This window comes from Eubacterium sp. BL-380-WT-2B, assembly GCF_009696115.1.
Lineage (GTDB): Bacteria > Bacillota > Clostridia > Eubacteriales > Eubacteriaceae > Eubacterium > Eubacterium callanderi.
Window position 1 is genome coordinate 58,252 of sequence record NZ_VUMP01000002.1, and the last position, 17,311, is coordinate 75,562.

At 39.5% G+C, this 17,311-nt stretch carries 18 protein-coding genes and 1 tRNA gene; 11 read left to right on the forward strand and 8 right to left on the reverse strand.

Annotation, left to right across the window (positions count from 1 at the left end; all coding sequences use genetic code 11):
- Nucleotides 1–27: 27 nt before the first annotated feature.
- Nucleotides 28–414 (reverse strand): desulfoferrodoxin family protein, encoded by a 387-nt coding sequence (locus FYJ53_RS03180; protein WP_058693561.1) that lies wholly within the window; start codon nucleotides 412–414, stop codon nucleotides 28–30.
- Nucleotides 415–575: 161 nt separating this feature from the next.
- Here FYJ53_RS03180 and FYJ53_RS03185 point away from each other — a divergent pair, with 161 nt between their 5' ends.
- From FYJ53_RS03185 to FYJ53_RS03195, 3 genes are all read left to right on the forward strand, one after another.
- Entirely contained in the window at nucleotides 576–1,193 is a 618-nt protein-coding gene (locus tag FYJ53_RS03185; protein ID WP_013382070.1) for an NUDIX hydrolase, read from the forward strand.
- Between the two features lie 117 nt (nucleotides 1,194–1,310).
- Nucleotides 1,311–1,850 carry a rubrerythrin gene (gene rbr / locus FYJ53_RS03190; RefSeq protein ID WP_013382069.1) on the forward strand — a complete coding sequence of 180 codons (540 nt, stop codon included), beginning with the start codon at nucleotides 1,311–1,313 and terminating at the stop codon, nucleotides 1,848–1,850.
- Nucleotides 1,851–1,966: 116 nt separating this feature from the next.
- The gene (locus FYJ53_RS03195) at nucleotides 1,967–2,269 is read left to right on the forward strand and encodes a hypothetical protein (RefSeq protein WP_013382068.1); all 303 of its coding nucleotides are present in this window, start codon (nucleotides 1,967–1,969) and stop codon (nucleotides 2,267–2,269) included.
- 15 nt (nucleotides 2,270–2,284) lie between these two features.
- On the opposite strand, the gene FYJ53_RS03200 is transcribed toward FYJ53_RS03195, so the two are convergent.
- A complete protein-coding gene (locus FYJ53_RS03200; protein WP_154556975.1) occupies nucleotides 2,285–2,854 on the reverse strand; it encodes an NUDIX hydrolase in 570 nt (189 codons plus the stop codon).
- A gap of 9 nt (nucleotides 2,855–2,863) precedes the next feature.
- On the reverse strand, nucleotides 2,864–3,175 hold the full coding sequence (locus FYJ53_RS03205) for an arsenic metallochaperone ArsD family protein (protein ID WP_013382066.1): 312 nt from the start codon (nucleotides 3,173–3,175) through the stop codon (nucleotides 2,864–2,866).
- Between the two features lie 137 nt (nucleotides 3,176–3,312).
- On the opposite strand from FYJ53_RS03205, the gene FYJ53_RS03210 reads away from it, so the two are divergent.
- A tRNA-Ala gene (locus FYJ53_RS03210) sits at nucleotides 3,313–3,388 on the forward strand.
- Between the two features lie 46 nt (nucleotides 3,389–3,434).
- Here the strand turns inward: FYJ53_RS03210 and FYJ53_RS03215 are convergent.
- Complete coding sequence (locus FYJ53_RS03215) at nucleotides 3,435–3,680, reverse strand: hypothetical protein (protein ID WP_073382136.1); 246 nt, start codon at nucleotides 3,678–3,680, stop codon at nucleotides 3,435–3,437.
- 179 nt (nucleotides 3,681–3,859) lie between these two features.
- Here FYJ53_RS03215 and FYJ53_RS03220 point away from each other — a divergent pair, with 179 nt between their 5' ends.
- The gene (locus FYJ53_RS03220; RefSeq protein ID WP_154556976.1) at nucleotides 3,860–4,795 is read left to right on the forward strand and encodes a DUF1848 domain-containing protein; all 936 of its coding nucleotides are present in this window, start codon (nucleotides 3,860–3,862) and stop codon (nucleotides 4,793–4,795) included.
- A 32-nt stretch (nucleotides 4,796–4,827) separates the two neighbouring features.
- Here the strand turns inward: FYJ53_RS03220 and FYJ53_RS03225 are convergent, their stop codons facing one another.
- From FYJ53_RS03225 to murC, 4 genes are all read right to left on the reverse strand, one after another.
- On the reverse strand, nucleotides 4,828–6,165 hold the full coding sequence (locus FYJ53_RS03225) for a patatin-like phospholipase family protein (protein WP_154556977.1): 1,338 nt from the start codon (nucleotides 6,163–6,165) through the stop codon (nucleotides 4,828–4,830).
- A gap of 18 nt (nucleotides 6,166–6,183) precedes the next feature.
- On the reverse strand, nucleotides 6,184–7,056 hold the full coding sequence (locus FYJ53_RS03230) for a hypothetical protein (protein WP_154556978.1): 873 nt from the start codon (nucleotides 7,054–7,056) through the stop codon (nucleotides 6,184–6,186).
- 110 nt (nucleotides 7,057–7,166) lie between these two features.
- Nucleotides 7,167–7,658, reverse strand: coding sequence for a hypothetical protein (locus FYJ53_RS03235; protein ID WP_073382131.1), 492 nt, complete (start codon nucleotides 7,656–7,658; stop codon nucleotides 7,167–7,169).
- 98 nt (nucleotides 7,659–7,756) lie between these two features.
- On the reverse strand, nucleotides 7,757–9,172 hold the full coding sequence (gene murC / locus FYJ53_RS03240; protein ID WP_154556979.1) for a UDP-N-acetylmuramate--L-alanine ligase: 1,416 nt from the start codon (nucleotides 9,170–9,172) through the stop codon (nucleotides 7,757–7,759).
- Nucleotides 9,173–9,350: 178 nt separating this feature from the next.
- Between murC and purR the strand changes: the two genes are divergently transcribed.
- The 6 genes from purR to mfd all read left to right on the forward strand — a co-directional run bounded on the left by purR (nucleotide 9,351) and on the right by mfd (nucleotide 17,300).
- Entirely contained in the window at nucleotides 9,351–10,154 is an 804-nt protein-coding gene (gene purR / locus FYJ53_RS03245; protein ID WP_013382059.1) for a pur operon repressor, read from the forward strand.
- A 136-nt stretch (nucleotides 10,155–10,290) separates the two neighbouring features.
- Nucleotides 10,291–10,617 carry a septation regulator SpoVG gene (spoVG, locus tag FYJ53_RS03250; protein ID WP_013382058.1) on the forward strand — a complete coding sequence of 109 codons (327 nt, stop codon included), beginning with the start codon at nucleotides 10,291–10,293 and terminating at the stop codon, nucleotides 10,615–10,617.
- A 205-nt stretch (nucleotides 10,618–10,822) separates the two neighbouring features.
- Nucleotides 10,823–12,205 (forward strand): bifunctional UDP-N-acetylglucosamine diphosphorylase/glucosamine-1-phosphate N-acetyltransferase GlmU, encoded by a 1,383-nt coding sequence (gene glmU, locus FYJ53_RS03255; RefSeq protein WP_154556980.1) that lies wholly within the window; start codon nucleotides 10,823–10,825, stop codon nucleotides 12,203–12,205.
- A 34-nt stretch (nucleotides 12,206–12,239) separates the two neighbouring features.
- On the forward strand, nucleotides 12,240–13,199 hold the full coding sequence (locus tag FYJ53_RS03260; RefSeq protein ID WP_013382056.1) for a ribose-phosphate pyrophosphokinase: 960 nt from the start codon (nucleotides 12,240–12,242) through the stop codon (nucleotides 13,197–13,199).
- A 6-nt stretch (nucleotides 13,200–13,205) separates the two neighbouring features.
- Entirely contained in the window at nucleotides 13,206–13,817 is a 612-nt protein-coding gene (gene pth / locus FYJ53_RS03265; protein WP_013382055.1) for an aminoacyl-tRNA hydrolase, read from the forward strand.
- Between the two features lie 60 nt (nucleotides 13,818–13,877).
- Nucleotides 13,878–17,300: a transcription-repair coupling factor gene (mfd, locus tag FYJ53_RS03270; RefSeq protein ID WP_154556981.1), complete on the forward strand. Its 3,423-nt coding sequence runs from the start codon at nucleotides 13,878–13,880 to the stop codon at nucleotides 17,298–17,300.
- The last annotated feature ends 11 nt before the right edge of the window (nucleotides 17,301–17,311 follow it).

The window sequence follows — 17,311 nt, forward strand, 5'->3', positions numbered from 1 at the left end:
GGGTTTTGCTTTTTGCCTGAATATGGATTAAACAGTTGCCATCCATAATCCATGTAGGTTACAATATTCATATGCAGCGATCACTTCATCACCAGGTGTTAAAGCGAAAACAGCTTTTGGCTCGCCGCCGATTTCCAGACATTTACGCTGGCCGCCTTCTTTGGTTTCAAGATAAATCCAGGCGATATGATGTTCTTCGAGCATTGGATGTGGAACACTGCCGACTTCAACAGTGACGGTATTTCCATCAATTTTAATTACTGGAACGTGTTTTTCCTGAGCTGCATCGACGGTATTAGGAGTTAAAACTTCCATCGGATCACCACAGCAAACCGGTGTTACGCCGCTGTCTTCAACAACACCAAAGATGTTGCCGCAATGTCTACAGATATAAAATTTTGGTTTTTTGCACATAATAAAGACCTCCTATAGTCCAAATATAATTTTGAGCAGTCCGTGTAACCCACTTATCCGCTTAATGATATAATTAATTATACCACAATTTTTAAACTTTAAACGGAAAATGCCTATAAAATTTTGTTTGAAATTAGAATAATATCAAGAAAGGAATAACTATGGAAAAGAAATGGTTGGCGTGGGCAAAGCAGCTTCAGTCAATTGCGCAGGCTGGTTTGACTTACTCTACAAATAAATACGACAGAGAACGTTTTGAACAGATTCGAGAGATGTCTGTTGATATTTTAAATAATTATACCGATGCAGGCGAGGAAAAAATAAGAGATCTGTTTTGCTTTGAAACAGGATACCAGACGCCAAAGGTTGATGTGCGGGGTGCGATTTTTAGACAAGATACAATTCTTCTGGTAAAGGAAAGTATTGACGGCTGCTGGTCAATGCCAGGCGGCTGGGCAGATATAGGGTTGTCTGTTAAAGAAAATATCGAGAAGGAAGCCCGTGAGGAGGCTGGCCTGCATGTGGTTGCAAAAAAATTGGTCGGCGTATTCGACTGGGCAAAAAATGTTGATCTGCCCAATCCTTTTGCCATTTACAAAACCGTTATGCTGTGTGATGTCATTGATGGTGCATTCCAGAAGAATATCGAGACTGAAGATGCTCGGTATTTTGATTTGAACCATTTGCCCGAATTATCAAGAGGCCGTACGACGGAAACGTTGATTGAACTTTGCTACGAGGCGTCACAGGACAATGCTTTTATTCCAATTATTGATTAACTTTTTTCAAAATTATCCTTGACAATTTGTTTGATAATTGTTATATTATAATCGTTCCGAATTAAGGAACGTTAGGATTAAATAAAATTTATAAGATTCAAGAGAGGTATTTTGAACATGGAATTAAAAGGATCAAAAACTGAAGCGAATTTATTAACTGCCTTTGCAGGTGAATCACAGGCCCGCAATAAATATACTTATTATGCAGAAAAAGCCAGAGAAGAAGGCTACAGCCAGATTGCCGAATTATTTGAAGAAACAGCTACAAATGAAAAAGAACATGCAAAATTGTGGTTTAAAATTGTACACGGCGATGAAATCCCAGATACAGCTACAAACTTAAAAGACGCAGCAGCAGGCGAAAACTATGAATGGACCGATATGTATGCTACTTTTGCTAAAGAAGCAAAGGAAGAAGGCTTTGATAAAATTGCCTTTTTATTCGAAGCGGTTGCTAATATTGAAAACCGTCACGAACAGCGTTATTTAAAATTATTAAGCAATGTTGAAGAAGGAACTGTTTTTGAAAAATCAGATAAAGTGCTCTGGCAGTGTATGAAGTGCGGTTACGTTTATGAAGGCACAAAAGCTTTAAAAATGTGTCCGGTATGCAAGACAAGTGGAGCGGATTTCCAGATTTTATCTGAAAATTACTAAGAGGAACAATCAGACGGATTTTATACAAAATCTCCCGAAGTATTCGGGAGATTTTTATTTTTAAAAGAGTATAGTATGGTATAATAAAAACGAGAAAACCTTGGAGGAGTTATTTAATGACTGAGTCGGAAATTAAAACCTTGTTTTTAGATATTGTAGGAACTTTAAATCTTTGTCGTGATGTTAATATGGAAACACCGGCCGGAGAGGTGGTCGAATATGGTATGACAATTACGGATACCGCCTTTATCACTTACCGGGAGAGCAACCGGACCCTTCATTTCTATGTTGACGGAAATGAACTGCTTGTTTTGAATGAATCCAGTCCGCTTCTTTACATGATGCGTGAGCTTTTTGTAGAGGTAGAGGATGGAGACCCAAAGGAACTGACAAGAGCACGGTTGAGGGTTCTGGAATAAAATAAAAGGACGAGCCTAGAGAGTCTTCGTCCTTTTTATTATTTTTTGGTAAATGGGGAGCATGTGCTCTTCACGGCTGTATTTTTCGATGCTTTCAAGAGGAAGCCATGCGACAGCACTGTTTTCATCAGGCTTGTTGGTTAATGGAAGACGATCATCAGCAGTGAGTGAAAAAGCAATCGACAAATGAAGATGTGTGCTGACGTAGCTTCGATTTTTGAAGTGGCCAAAAACAGGTAAAACATCCAGGCTGATTATTTTTTCTGAAATAGGTTTTAAATTTGTGATGCCAGTTTCTTCCTCTGCTTCTCTAATCGCTACAGATAAAAGATCAGCACACCCATCAGCGTGGCCGCCGCTCCAGGACCACGACCTGTAAAGATTATGAAAGACCATCAAGCACTTGTCGCGGCCCGGATTAAGAATAAAACCTGAGCCTGTTAGATGTGCCACAGGATTTTTTCTGGTCAGAATCGTGTCCGGATATTTTTCCATTAAGCTTATAAAGATTTTTTTGTCAGCAAATTCCTGTTCAGTGTTGGGGATAAATTCCCTTATTTGTTGATAAAGATTTTTAAAATCCATCTTGTTAGATCAGTTGGTTTCGCCGGAGAACCATTTTACAAACTCAAGGGCAGAGGGATACTCCCGCATTTTAACAATTTTGCCGTTCACCAAAGTAACCGGCAGAACGCTGTTTCCCTTTTCTACCAATAAGGTTCCGATTGTACGGTTTTCCACAAATGCACTGGGGTCCATTGTGAGGTTATGTCTTACAATATCCCAGCCATCATCCGCAAAAGAAGCGACCATATCATTAATCCGTGCCAGATCAGCATTTTCTCCCATTTGGCAGACACCATCAACACAAGTTAATTCAGGTTCAAAAATTTCTATTTTAGCCATTTGATTTCTCCTGTATAATTTAGTATGGTTCTATTTTAAACCATTTTTTTAAAATTGTTAAGAGGAAATAATCGTTTTTTCTAAAAAAGTCATTGACAAAAATAATCAAGTATTGTATTATAGCATAGTCAGCTTATGGGGGCATGGCGCAGTTGGGAGCGCGTCTGACTGGCAGTCAGAAGGTCAGGGGTTCAAGTCCCCTTGTCTCCACCATTTTGTTTTTTAGAACCGTCACAGACGGTTTTTTTATTTTTTGATATTACCATTTACAAAAGCGGGTCATCTGATCGACAAAAAATTGATTGATGATGACATTGCCTTTATTTACTTTAAAATGGAAGAAGTCCTGTAATTCATCAATGTAGTTAAGTGTGTGTGAATCAGTGGCGATATTAATAATGGCCGCTTTATCATCAGGTACATTTTCTTTAATACGATCTCTATATTCAAGGTATAATTTTTTAGCATAGTCTTGGGCACTAGGTGATAATTTTCGGTATTGCATTTCCATTCTCCTTTCAAGTTTAAATCGTCTGTTTTAAGCTAATTATGGGTTTTATGCGGTAAGATAATCAAAATTGATTCGGAGAGCATAAGCGTCTTGTTATACTTTATATCCTGTTTATAACAAGATTAACCCATTTAAGCGAAATTAAGAATTAACCAAGTGTGGAGGAGGATGTTATGATTATCAGTGCCAGCCGTAGGACAGATATTCCTGCTTTTTTCTCAGAGTGGTTCCTTAAAAGACTTGAAGAAGAGTATGTTTATGTTCGAAATCCTTTTAATTCCAAATTGATTTCAAAAATCAGTCTGATGCCTGAAGTCATTGACGGAATTGTTTTCTGGACTAAAAATGCTGTTCCGATGCTTCCCAAACTAAACCGATTAGGGACATTTCCTTTTTATTTTCATTGGACGGTAAATCCTTATGGAAAAGATATTGAGGAACACATTCCTTCGAAAAACGACATTTTAATTCCGGGATTTAAAAAAATGTCAAATCGATTAGGAAATGACAGAGTAATCTGGCGTTATAACCCAATTGTTTTTACAAACAAATACACCGCGGCATATCATCTTTACTATTTTGAAAAACTGGCAAAGAGGCTGAGTGGTTATACGAGACGTTGTATTGTAAGCTTTTTGGATTATTATGAGGATACGAGACAAAACATGCGTGGTCTCGGGCTAACAGACAAAACAGATACGGAGAAAATCGATTTGATCCATAAATTTGCAGACATTGCTCAAAAATATCATATTGATTTGGAAATATGTACAGACAGACAAAAACCTGAAGGGGTCAAAATGGCTTGCTGCATCGATAAGACCATTTTTGAGCGGATACAGGGATATCCCATAACTCTGGGGAAGGATCCGGGACAGAGGCCGGAATGCCGATGTATGGAGAGCATTGATATAGGAATGTATGATACCTGCGGTAATGGTTGCCTTTATTGTTATGCTAACCACAGTAAAAGAAAGCTGTTATATCATCAAAAACACCATCATCCCGAAAGCCCCTTAATCATTGGGGATGTGGAGGCGGATGATATTATTAAGGAGCGAATCGTATCGTCTGATAAAGATTATCAGATGAGATTTTTGATCAATTAAAAAACCTCTGCGCTGGCTTGCGCAGAGGTTTTTTAGGTTGGCGTTTTTATCATTTGATGGATATAAATTAACAGCAGAATTGAGAGCACAAACTCTGGAGTGAATTTTTTTATAAGAGCATTTAAGCGAAAAAGTGGCATATCCTGTCTTGCGCCTACAAACAAAACATAGAAGGTGATAAAATCAAGAATGGTTGTTGGTTTATAGTCGATGGGGCAGTCTTTAAAAGCATCTTTGATGGTGCTTTCTTTTTTGATCAAGGACAGGTTGGCTTTGGTCAACGCATTAAGAGCATTGAGTAAGGCTGGCAGATACTGATCCATTGTGTAATATTCCAATCTTTTTACCCCCAGTGATTTACCAGCAATTTCTAACAATGTCATCAGAAGCGGTTCATCCTCAGGATAATTTGTGCTTCGAATGATGGCGTTAATGGCCGCTAAAATTGACGGTTTATCTGAATCAGCAGGGATACTAAGCAGATGGGCTACCTTTTCACGGGAAATTTCGTCTTGTAGAGGTGTTCCAATAAAGCGGTCAAGCCGGTCATAGAGCTTTCGCTGGCGGCTCATATCAAAGTAATAAAATTTTCCTTTTGCCGCTTTAAAAGTCTTTAAACAGTCGAGATGACCCATTGTAATGTTGTTAAGGATTGTTTTTTGATCAAATTCAAGCGTCATACCAAGATATTCAGAATTATTGATGACCTTGAGGTTGATATCTTTATTTCTTATTTTCTGTTTAACGCCAAGAGCTGGAAATTCAACAGAAATAATATCATTATAGCCATTTTCGGCCATAAAATTTATGGGAACATTATCATAAAAACCGCCGTCAAGATAGGTGGTGCCATCAATTTCCTGCTTCTGGAAAACCGGGAAGGCAGCACTGGCGAGCAAATAATCAAGTAGCTGCCCTTCAGGAATGTCTTCAATCATCAATTTGATGGGTGAAAGTGTATTCAAACGGACAGTTACAAGTCCAAGACGTATTGAGGATTTGCGAATCGTGTCTTCAGATATAAGATTTTGAAGATTTTCACGTAAAGGGGTAATGTCAAATCCGCCATGAAACAAATCATTTAAAAAAGATAATCTAAAAAAGTCAAAACTCGTTTTGGACCATTGCTCAACATATTTATTGGTCATGTGTGTGTTAAGGTTGAGAACTTGATTAATGGTCAGATTTGACCAGAAGTCAAGCGCCTTGTCAAAGTCGTTTTGGGCGATAACTGCAGCGTTTAATGCCCCCACAGAGGTTCCAATCACACAGGGCGTGTGAATTTTCATTTCGCGGAGAGCCTGCCAAACGCCAATTTCAAAAGCACCTTTTGTTCCGCCGCCGCTAAGGACTAAACCATATTTTTTCATGCTGATACTCCTGTTCTGCTATAAAAAAGGGTAACGGGTGCTGTTGGTATACAGGCTGTTAGTAATCCGGTTAATCAAGCTATGGCCTTGAAAAACAGCCAGGCCGATTACTGGAAGTAGAAAGATCATGATGATACCAAGCGCGCCAAAAATAATCCCAAGAATGGCGAACAAAGCAGGGGCGTTTTCCCTTTTTAATTCCTGATAAGACAGGATGCCAAAAATAACCGCACAAACACCAACCCACAAACCACTGCCGGCAAAGCTGGAAAGCATAGAAAGAATCCCGAAGCAAAAGGACAAAACAGCCCGGGGATTTTGACCACAGGGTCTTGTTATTGGAATATCAGTATAATCTGGAGCTTTATCTCTCAAGGAGAACCAGAAAAACGGAATGGTGACCGGAAAAATAATGCTCAGTACCAGATAAAGCGTTGCGTTTTTAGGGTTATAAATTCGGTAAAGCCAGTAATAAGCTGAATATTCATAGATAGCGATCAGAATACCAGCGACAAACAGAAAGATCCACCCGACAAAAGGAATCAATGTTACGGTATTGCTTAAAAGTGTGGATACACCGGATAAAAGGGGCAGTATAATGGCAGCATAGGGGATATGAAGTGAACCGATAGACACTTGATCGTTAATGAGTGCGCCCAGCAGATACCGGTTAGCCATGGGAATCCAGGAAATCCATGGATAGCGCAGATTTCTTTTTTTGGCAAGTGTATAGAGGCTTATCCCTTTAAAAATATAGGCGATAATGGCAAAAATACATGCAAATATTATAATACAAAGACAGATTACAATGATAATGCCAATAAAAGCACCGAGAGCATCATAATTGTAAAAAGAATCACCGAAATCGTAGTAATCATAATAGTAATCCATTGGTGAACCTCCTTTAAATAGGTGTTTAGTTTATTGTAATGTATTTTGAAGATGAATGCAAAAAATAATGTGAATACCCAGAGGATTTCCACTGAGATATTCACATTTTTTTAAGAAAAGCTATACTCATAGGGGTCCCTGTTACGAATGACAAAAGGAAAAATCGAAAGCATAAAAGGGAAAATGATACTGAGTACAAGAAACAGTACTGCAGAATCTGAATAATATAATTTATATAATCGGTAGTATGCTGCATAATTGTACACAGCAATTGCAATTCCAATAATCCAGCCGAAAAAAGGGATTGCAATTAAAGCGCCGCTGCAGATAGACGCAACGGGTAAAATCACTTGTGCATAAGGGATTTTAAGCGAGCTGATTGTCACTTTTTCACCGATGATTTCGCCTAATATAAAGAGCTTAATAATCGGAATCCACGCTAACCACGGATACTCGATATTTTTTTTCAAAGCCATGGTATAGAGCCCAAAGCTCGAGAAAAGGTACAGAGCGATTGGTATAAGGCAGATAAATAGGACGGTAAGGATACCGAGCCCTGCCACAAATGCCACTAAACTGGCGATGAGCGAAGTTTCAAGCATGTTCAACACCTCCTTTATTAACCGTATCATTGTATCCTAGATGAAACAAAATTACAAAGGATGAGTTGTCAATTTTTTGTATCATTTTCTCGAATTATCTATTCATATTTTTCTTTTAATGCATCAACCAGCATATAGGCAACCTTATTGATGGTTTGAGAGCCAGCGACAAGGACTAAATCATCAGATTCCAGATTGTCTGACAGATATTTTACAATGGTGTTAAATTCTGACATAACAATGGTGGGAATATGATATTTTTCCTTAATTCGTTTCGCCAGATCTTCAGAATAGATGTCCCAATCATTTCCCTCACGGTCAGAATAAATATCATTGAGAATGATAAAATCTGCTTTCGCAAAAGCATCTACAAATTCATCAAAAAGATAGAAGGTTCTTGAATAGGTATGGGGCTGGAAAATAACCCACAAATTATTATGCGCATGATTAAGACAAGCGTCAATAACAACCTTCAGCTCAGTTGGATGGTGAGCATAATCTTCATAAACATTAATGCCATTTACTTCTCCGCGAAACTCAAAGCGTCTCTTAGCGCCGTGAAAATTATCAAGCGTTTTTTGGACAGTAGCCTCGTCAATACCTAAAAATTCACTGCATGCAATGCAGGATAAGGCATTTAATACATTGTGCTCACCAGGAATCTTCATGTTAAAATGGCCATAAAATTCATTGTGATGATATGCGTCAAAGGAGGGGTTTCCCATATCATCGTATTGGATATTATGGGCAGTCCAGTCATTTTTTTTCTCAAAACCATAGGTGGTGACTGGACAGCGGAGGCTTTCTACGGTATCCAATACATCTTGAGAATCACCATAAGCGATCATAAGACCATCTGGCGGCAGAATTGCACCAAATTTGTGAAAGGATTCCTTAATTTGTGGAAGACCTTCTGTAAAATAATCAAGATGATCCTCTTCAATATTCGTAATAATACCAATATAATGGGATGTTTTTAAAAAGGAATCGACATATTCGCAGGACTCAATAACAAAGTAGTCACTGTCCCCCAGACAGGCATTACCACCAATTTCGGGCAGTTTTCCTCCGATACTGACACTCGGATCAAAGTCAGCATAGTGCAGTAAGGCGGCGATCATGGAAGAGGTCGTTGTTTTTCCATGTGTACCGGCAACGCCAATGGTTTTATCAAAAGCCAGGGACAGTAGTCCGAGATAATCCGAACGTTCGACTATTGGCAAGTCAAGATCTTTAGCGCGAACCATGTCGGGGTTATCTTCGTGAATTGCTGCTGAATAGACGACCATATCCGTATCTTCCGGGATATTGTTGTAATCATGTCCGATATGAATTTTGACATCGCGGTCTTTCAGTTTTCCGGTATAAGAGGACTCAATCATATCGGAGCCTTCCACTTTAAAGCCCTGGTCCAGGGCCATCCCCGCCAGTCCGCTCATGCTGCTGCCTCCGATACCGATAAAAAATATCTTTTCAATTGGACGATTGAATTTCTTTTTTAATATTTCTTTCAATTTGTTTGCTCCTTATAGTTCTCATGGACTACAAGAATTATATCATAGCTATTTATTAAGATAAAGTCCTATCATTAAGGAATTTTATTAAGGAAAGGCGAAAAAGACTTGCACTTTTTTTGAATATGAATAAAATTATAAATAGACTAAAAAATGTTCGGGTTTTATAGGTGAATAAATGAAAAAGAATGAACGTGTTTGTGCAATTACAAAAATATTGACAGACAACCCCAATAGGGTTTTGACCTATAATTATTTCAGCCAGCTTTTTGAAGCGTCTAAAACAAGTGTCTGTGAAGACGTAGCGATTGTGAAAAGTGCGGTGGAAGTGATGAAAATGGGGAAAATTGAAACAGTATCTGGCGCAGCGGGCGGCGTTAAATATCTTCCTGTCGTTTCAGATGAAGAGGAAAGAGCAATCCTCTTAGAGATAGCCGAAAGGCTTATGGAGCCAGAGCGTAAAATTCAGGGAGGATTTATCTATTACAGCGATATCCTTTCCAGCCCTTATTACGCACAGCGTCTTGGAAAAATTATTGCGGGAAAATACCTGGAGCAGGGCGTAGAGTATGTTGTGACGACAGAAACGAAGGGAATTCCGGTAGCTCTTGAGAGCGCCCGGTTTTTAAATGTTCCCATGACGGTTATCAGAAGGTCGAATAAAGTGACAGAGGGCACTACGACGAGTATGAACTATGTCTCTGGCTCGACGAATAAAATTAATACGATGTATCTGAGCCGGAGAATAAACCTCGAAGGAAAAAAAGTCTTAATTATTGACGACTTTATGAAAGGCGGGGGAACTGCAAAGGGAATGATGAATTTAATGGAGGAAGTTGGCGCTGTCATTATCGGGCCTTGTGTTATATTTGTGACAGAAGAACCAAATGAAAAACTCGTAGATAATTATTTACCACTGCTGCGCATGCACACCTCGTTAAATGACAAAGAAAAAATGCTTGTAGAGTTGACCGTGAAATAGTGTCCATAAAATGGTGATAGAATACAAAATAATCGGGTAAGTTTTTGTTTTAATTTTGTCCGAAATATGATACTATAATGTAAAGGTATAGTAAGATGTGATTTTATTTACTACAATCGAAGGGGAGGCTTACATTATGGTAATTACAGACGTAAGAGTAAGAAAAATTTATCCAACAGGGAAAATGAGAGGAATTGTGTCGGTTACATTTGACGATGAATTTGTCGTGCATGATATTAAGGTAATCGAAGGACAGAATGGTTATTTCATTGCAATGCCTAGTAGAAAAACACCGGACGGAGATTTTAAAGACATCTGTCACCCGATCACCTCCAGTACCCGCAAGGAAATGCAAGGAATCGTTTTGGAAGCCTATGAAAAAGCAGTTTTGGAAAAAGCTGAAGAGACTGAGCCCGAAGAAATTGATCTTGAAGTAGATTTTGAAGATGATTCAGAAGAATAAGGGGTTCTATAATCATTTTAGTACAAATAGAAAAGCATTAAATTGAGAGGAGGGAACATGGTTCCCTCTTTTGACGTTTACAAAAGTAAATTAGCTGTAGACATTTATCACGATAAAGGGTATTATTTTTCATGGTAAAGAGTCCCTTTATATGAATGTTAATATAAAATTCAGGTTTTTAACTGGAATATTGGAGAATTAAAAAATGAAATCAACCAAAACAGTGATTTTGGCTGCCGGTCATGGGACAAGAATGGTTTCTGAAAAACCAAAGGTCCTTCATGAAGTCGGCGGAAAAGCAATGCTGGATTATGTCATTTCCGCCAGTGAAGCTGCTGGCGCAGATGATATTGCCGTAATTGTTGGTTATAAAGCAGATACTGTCAAAGCTGCTCTCCCCGAAAATCTTACAGCGATTGAGCAAAAGGAACAGCTTGGCACAGGGCATGCTGTTCTTCAGGCGCTGCCGTTCTTTGAAAATTTTAATGGCAATGTGCTTGTTTTAGTTGGCGACGCACCTCTGGTCCGTAAAGAGACGCTGGAAGAGCTTGTAAAAGCGCATGAAGATGGCGGTTTTTCAGCAACGGTGTTGACCGCTGTCTTCGACGATCCAACGGGTTATGGAAGAATTGTCAAAAAAGGTGACGAGCTGATTAAAATCGTAGAGCACAAGGATGCGACCAACGAAGAACGCAGTATAAAGGAAATTAATTCTGGAATGTACTGTTTTGATGCACAGGCATTAAAGGCTGCGTTGCAGGCAATTAATTCTGATAATGTTCAGGGTGAATATTATCTCACCGACACCATTGAAATTTTAAGGGGAATGGGTAAAAAGGTAGGCTCCTATCCTACTCCGGATGTGGATGACATAGCGGCTGTAAATTCAAAGGTCCAGCTGGCTGAAATTGGAAAAATTATGCGCCGTCGAATTAATAGTTCTTTGATGGAAGCGGGTGCGATCATTATTGATCCTGAAAACACTTATCTGAGTGTAGAGACAAAGGTTGGAAAAGACACCGTTGTTTATCCTGGCGTTATCACAGAAGGCAGGGTTGTCATTGGTGAAAACTGTATTATCGGCCACAACAGCCGTATTGTAAATTCCACCATTGCAGATGGCGTGGACATCCAGATTTCTACCATATTAGACAGCTTTGTCGATGAGAATACACATGTGGGTCCTTATGCTTACTTACGTCCCAACAGCCATATTGGAAAAAATGTCAAGGTTGGCGATTTTGTCGAGGTTAAGAATTCTGTTATGAAGGATGGTGCAAAGGCATCGCATTTAACCTACATTGGTGATGCTGAGGTTGGAAAAAATGTTAATTTGGGCTGCGGCACTGTTTTTGTAAACTATGATGGTACTAATAAATATCGCACGGTCGTTGAAGATAATTGTTTTATCGGCTGCAACAGCAATCTGGTTTCACCAGTAACCGTAAAAGAAGGCTCTTATGTAGCAGCAGGCTCAACCATTACCAATGATGTGCCGAAAGATACTTTAGCGGTTGCACGTGCTCGTCAGGTAAATAAAGAAGGATATGCCCTTCAGATGAAAAAAATTAAAAAAATAAGTAAATAATTAAATTTAAATAAAATATGAGGTGCAAAAAAAGATGGATGGAAAATTCGGCGGAATTAAGATCATTGCAGGTAATTCCAACAGAAAATTAGCTGAGGATATCGCAGACTATTTAGAAGTACAGCTATGTAATGCAGATATTCTTCATTTCAGTGACGGAGAAATTGGCCTTAATGTATTTGAATCTGTTCGCGGAGCAGATGTTTACGTTATCCAGTCAACAGGGAATCCTTGTAATGATAACTTGATGGAGCTGTTGATTATCATTGATGCGATGCGCAGAGCTTCAGCAGGCCGTATCAACGCGGTTATTCCTTATTACGGTTATGCAAGACAGGATCGTAAGGCAAAATCCAGAGATCCGATCACAGCTAAGCTGGTCGCAAATTTGATTACAACAGCCGGTGCAGACCGTGTCATTACCATGGATCTTCATTCAAATCAGATTCAGGGATTCTTTGATATTCCTTTGGATCATTTATCAGGCGGCGGCTTAATCGCTGAATATTTTAAAAATCTTCGTCTGGATGACATGGTGGTTGTATCCCCAGATGCAGGAAGTGTTAAGCGTTCCAGAAAATTGGCAAGAACGCTGGAATGTCCCTTTGCAATTATAGATAAGCAGCGACCAAGACCAAATGTTACTGAAGTCATGAACGTTATTGGTAATGTTGAAGGAAAAAACTGTATCCTGATTGACGATATGATCGACACTGCTGGAACCATTACCACAGGTGCTGATGCTTTGATGAAGCTGGGAGCAAAATCAGTACGGGCGGCCTGTACCCACGGTGTTTTCTCTGGCCCAGCCATTGACAGAATCCAGAATTCAGCCATTGAAGAGCTGATTACTTTGGATACGCTTGTGGTTCCAGAAGAAAAACGGATTGATAAAATCAAAATCCTTTCTACCGGAACTTTATTTGGCCGTGCCATTGATTACGTTCATTTTGGCCGTTCTCTGAGCAAATTATTCTCAGAAAGATATGTATAAACTTTCATGTATTTGATTATAGGGCTCGGCAATCCAGGCAGAGAGTATGCCTTAACACGTCATAATATTGGCTTCGAGGCGGTGGATTATATTGCAGGCCAGAAAAATGTTCAGATTACAAAGGACGAGCACGAAGGATTGACAGGCGTTTATTTTGAGAATGGCGAAAAGGTAATGCTGGTTAAACCAATGACTTACATGAACAACAGTGGTCTCTGTGTGGAGGAACTGGTATCCTACTATGATGTACCGCTGGAAAACACACTGGTCATTTATGATGATATTGACCTTGATCCGGGTAAAATAAGAATACGGAAAAAGGGAAGTGCAGGAACACATAATGGTATGCGTTCAATTATCTATCAGCTCCAAGATCAAAATTTTCCAAGAATTCGGATAGGAATTGGGAAAAAGCCGCCTCAGTGGGATTTGGCAAACTATGTTCTCAGTAAATTTACACCGGATGAAACAGAAGTAATGCGTGAAGCAGTAAAAAAAACGGCAGAAGCGGTTGAGTTCTATATAAATGAGGATATCGATTTTGCCATGAACCGTTTAAACCGGAAAGAAAAAGCTGAAAAAACAGAAAAAAAAGATTCTGAGGTTCAGAATCAGTAAAATAAATAAGTGCAGAGCCCGGGTCATTTGATCCGGGCTAGTGCTGTATAAGGAGAGGAAATGGATCGACTGTTTAATGACTTAAAAGGAACGCCTAAAATCGAAAAAATATTTGAAGCCATTGAAGAATCCATAGGGGTTAATCTCTCAAATGTCAAGACGGGGCTAAAAGGTTTTTTAACACTTTTGACCTATGAACATTTTGATACGAATGTTTTGTTTATCACCCATTCCGACAGAGATGCTCAAAAAAAGGCTGAAATTTTGAGAAAGTTCAGAGATACCGGGGTGCTATATTATCCATTGGAGCCGGTTCATGATTATTTTTCGGATGCTCATAGTCAGGATATTGCCCATCAGCGTATGACCGTGATCGAAAAACTGTTTTCAGAAAAAAAACATATCATTGTAGCATCAATCGACAGTATTTTGAAAAAAATGGTACCCAAAGAAGCGATGGAAGCGCTGTTTTTCTCAATTAATAACGGTGATACCTTTGATCTGGAAGCATTGGTCGTAAGGCTTGTGAATTTGGGGTATGAGAGAGTTTATCAGGTAGAGTCGAAGGGGCAGTTTGCACTGCGTGGCGGAATTTTAGATATCTATAACGTAACCTCCGAAGATGCTGTCCGTATTGAGTTTTTTGATGATGAAGTGGACTCAATGCGTCTTTTTGATGTTGACAGCCAGCTTTCATATGATCAGATAGAAAATGTTCGGATAGCCCCTGCAAAAGAAATCGTTTTGTCTGAGGAAGAACGGCAGAGAATTTTTAAAATGATCCATAAAAAATATGATGGAAATGAGCTTTATATGGAGCTTGTTGAAAAGCTGGAGCAGGAAGGCGCTCAATATGACGAAACCCTGTTTACCTTTATTAAGGAAAACGACTCCTTTATGGATTATGTGGGGAAAAATATTGTTATTTGGGATGAATATACGCGGATCAAGGAAACCTATGATATTTTTATCAAAAAAACATGGCTGGATTATGAGTCGCTTATAACACAAGGATACATTCTGCCTGAGGAAAAAAACAAGTTTTTTACATTCCACCATATTGAAAAAAGCCTGGAAGGCTGTCCGGCAATTAAAGAATATCTTTTTAACAGCAGAGCAAAAAAAGGAATGAATCTGGATATGAATTCCCGAGATCTTGAAAGCTTTGCGGGCCAGTTTCCATTATTTTTAGATTTTTTAAACCGGCGGCTTACCTTAGGATACCGGATCCATATCTGTTGTAAAACTGATAAGACCCGTGAAACGGTCAAGCAATACCTGGTAGACCAGGAGGTCTTTAATTTTGTTGAGAATGAAGGGCCAGGTGTGCAGCTTTCAGTTGGCGAAATTTCCGAAGGCTTTGAAATGGAAGATGAAAAAGTTGTCTACATTAATGAGTCTGAGATATTTAAAGAAAAGCGCACCTCGCAGAGAAAGAAAAAACACAAAGGAAGAAAGATTGATTCCTTTGCCGAGTTACACGTAGGGGATTATGTTGTCCATGATGTGCATGGTATTGGGATATACCGGGGAATTGAGCAGCTGACAATTGACAATGTAACCAAAGACCTGATGGTAATCGAGTATGCCGGAGATGCCAGGCTTTATATTCCAGTAGAGCAGATGGATTCCGTCCAGGTTTATATAGGTACGGGCGGCGATAAAAAGCCAAAGGTTAACCAGATGGGAAATCCCGATTGGCAGAAGGCTAAAAATAAAGCCCAAAAAGCAGTCGAGGATATGGCCGATGAGCTCATCGCTCTGTATGCCAAAAGACGTTCGATGAAGGGATATGCCTTTAGTCCGGATACTTCCTGGCAAAAAGAGTTTGAGGATGATTTCCCTTATGTTGAAACAGAAGATCAGCTGCGCTGTGTTGAAGAGATCAAGGCGGATATGGAATCGGAAATACCAATGGATCGCCTTTTATGTGGTGATGTTGGATATGGAAAGACTGAGGTAGCCTTGCGGGCCGCTTTCAAAGCTGTCATGGAAGGAAAACAGGTGGCAATGCTGGTTCCGACAACGATTTTGGCACAGCAGCACTACAATACCGTTTTAGAGAGGTTTCGAAAATATCCTATCAGTGTAGAGGTGATCAGCCGTTTCAGAACCTCTGGACAGCAAAAGAAAATTTTGGGGGATTTAGCGCTTGGCAAGCTGGACATGATTATCGGCACACACCGCCTGTTATCCCAGGATGTTCAATTTAAAGACCTTGGGCTGCTTATTATTGATGAGGAGCAGCGCTTTGGGGTACGGTCTAAAGAAAAAATAAAACAGTTAAAGCAGAATGTCGATGTTTTAACCTTAAGCGCAACCCCGATCCCGCGTACACTGCATATGTCGATGACGGGTGTGCGTGATATGAGTGTCATTGAAGAGCCTCCAGAAGGAAGGAGGCCAGTTCAAACTTACGTTATGGCTTATAACCCGCTGATTATCCAGGACGCCATCAACCGCGAGCTTGGCCGTGGAGGACAGGTTTATTATGTTCATAACCGTGTTCACGATATCCATGAGGTTGCCATTGATGTACAGAGCCTTGTGCCAGACGCGAGAATTGTTGTGGCCCATGGACGGATGAGCGGTAGTGAGCTTGAGGATATTATGGTTGATTTTTTGAATCATGATTTTGATATTTTGGTGACAACGACCATTGTTGAGTCTGGATTGGATGTTAAAAACGCCAATACCATGATCATAGACGAGGGGGATCATTTCGGCCTTTCACAGCTTTACCAGCTGAGAGGGCGTGTCGGAAGATCGGATGTTCAGGCTTATGCTTATGTTACCCACAAAAAAGAAATTTTGACCGAAGTTGCACAAAAGCGTTTAAAAGCCATTAAGGATTTTACAGCCTTTGGATCGGGATTTAAGGTAGCCATGCGAGATCTTGAAATACGCGGAGCCGGCAATATTCTGGGAGCAGAGCAGTCGGGGCACTTATTTAAAATTGGTTATGAGCTGTATTGTCGTATTTTGGAAGAAGCTATCAGTAAACGTATGGACGGTGTAGAAGTAGAAACTGAAGAGCCAATTCGTATCAATCTGGACATAGACGGCTATATTCCCGAACGCTATATCAGCAGCGAAGAGCTGAAATATGACATCTATAAAAAACTTACATTTATTAAAACGATTGAGGATTATGATGATTTTGAAGAAGAGCTCCTCGACCGTTTTGGGGATATACCAAATGGTGTTTATAATCTGATGTCTATTGCTATGATTAAAAACATGGCTTCATCCATCGGGATCAAAGAGATTAAACAAAAGGGGCAGTTTATTTATCTCACCTTTAGTGAAAAAAAGGAAGTTTTTGTCCCGGATGCTGAAAAAATGCCGGAATTAATACGTAAATATAAAGTAAAATTTAAAGCGGGAAAAGGCAATGAAGCGTGCTGGAGTTTTAACTTGTCATCAGTCAAGGATAAAGATATTTTAAAAGAAATTATTTCATTTTTTGAGGATTTGAAATAATTAAGATGTCA

What these genes read in the sequence shown, in the direction of transcription:
- FYJ53_RS03180 (WP_058693561.1), bottom strand. Translation starts at nt 414, where the DNA reads ATGTGCAAAAAACCAAAATTTTATATCTGTAGACATTGCGGCAACATC.
- FYJ53_RS03185 (WP_013382070.1), top strand. Translation starts at nt 576, where the DNA reads ATGGAAAAGAAATGGTTGGCGTGGGCAAAGCAGCTTCAGTCAATTGCG.
- rbr (WP_013382069.1), top strand. Translation starts at nt 1,311, where the DNA reads ATGGAATTAAAAGGATCAAAAACTGAAGCGAATTTATTAACTGCCTTT.
- FYJ53_RS03195 (WP_013382068.1), top strand. Translation starts at nt 1,967, where the DNA reads ATGACTGAGTCGGAAATTAAAACCTTGTTTTTAGATATTGTAGGAACT.
- FYJ53_RS03200 (WP_154556975.1), bottom strand. Translation starts at nt 2,854, where the DNA reads ATGGATTTTAAAAATCTTTATCAACAAATAAGGGAATTTATCCCCAAC.
- FYJ53_RS03205 (WP_013382066.1), bottom strand. Translation starts at nt 3,175, where the DNA reads ATGGCTAAAATAGAAATTTTTGAACCTGAATTAACTTGTGTTGATGGT.
- FYJ53_RS03215 (WP_073382136.1), bottom strand. Translation starts at nt 3,680, where the DNA reads ATGCAATACCGAAAATTATCACCTAGTGCCCAAGACTATGCTAAAAAA.
- FYJ53_RS03220 (WP_154556976.1), top strand. Translation starts at nt 3,860, where the DNA reads ATGATTATCAGTGCCAGCCGTAGGACAGATATTCCTGCTTTTTTCTCA.
- FYJ53_RS03225 (WP_154556977.1), bottom strand. Translation starts at nt 6,165, where the DNA reads ATGAAAAAATATGGTTTAGTCCTTAGCGGCGGCGGAACAAAAGGTGCT.
- FYJ53_RS03230 (WP_154556978.1), bottom strand. Translation starts at nt 7,056, where the DNA reads ATGGATTACTATTATGATTACTACGATTTCGGTGATTCTTTTTACAAT.
- FYJ53_RS03235 (WP_073382131.1), bottom strand. Translation starts at nt 7,658, where the DNA reads ATGCTTGAAACTTCGCTCATCGCCAGTTTAGTGGCATTTGTGGCAGGG.
- purR (WP_013382059.1), top strand. Translation starts at nt 9,351, where the DNA reads ATGAAAAAGAATGAACGTGTTTGTGCAATTACAAAAATATTGACAGAC.
- spoVG (WP_013382058.1), top strand. Translation starts at nt 10,291, where the DNA reads ATGGTAATTACAGACGTAAGAGTAAGAAAAATTTATCCAACAGGGAAA.
- glmU (WP_154556980.1), top strand. Translation starts at nt 10,823, where the DNA reads ATGAAATCAACCAAAACAGTGATTTTGGCTGCCGGTCATGGGACAAGA.
- FYJ53_RS03260 (WP_013382056.1), top strand. Translation starts at nt 12,240, where the DNA reads ATGGATGGAAAATTCGGCGGAATTAAGATCATTGCAGGTAATTCCAAC.
- pth (WP_013382055.1), top strand. Translation starts at nt 13,206, where the DNA reads ATGTATTTGATTATAGGGCTCGGCAATCCAGGCAGAGAGTATGCCTTA.
- mfd (WP_154556981.1), top strand. Translation starts at nt 13,878, where the DNA reads ATGGATCGACTGTTTAATGACTTAAAAGGAACGCCTAAAATCGAAAAA.